At 59.9% G+C, this 334-nt stretch carries 1 pseudogene; it reads right to left on the minus strand.

Annotated elements, in window-relative coordinates:
• Nucleotides 1-245: pseudogene (locus tag ACW9IR_RS29785) on the minus strand (efflux RND transporter periplasmic adaptor subunit); the annotation flags it as partial.
• Nucleotides 246-334 lie beyond the last annotated feature (89 nt).

Below are 334 nucleotides of genomic sequence, written 5' to 3' on the forward strand. Positions count from 1 at the left end.
GACTCCACCACGCCCGCCGTACGCGGGAGGATGTGGGAGGTTCGATCTTCGTCAAAGCGCACTTCACCCGGCAGCACCAGCAACGTGCTGATCGATCGCGGTTGTGCCTGTGCGACCTGAATGCCAGCGGCCTGAATCTGCTGCTCGGTGAGTTCAAGCTCGCCTTCTTCTTCGTCGGCCTTTGCAAAGCTGGACAGCATCAGGCTCAAGGCGACGGCAAGCGCCACGCCATGTTTGTTGTTCATAAAGGACTCCAGGAAAAATCAAAACCGGGCGAGGTCGCCGTAAATCCGTTCGATACGCACCCAGGCATCGGTGGCCTGGGCGGTGGCGT

This window comes from Pseudomonas sp. SDT291_1_S447 (genome assembly GCF_054070155.1).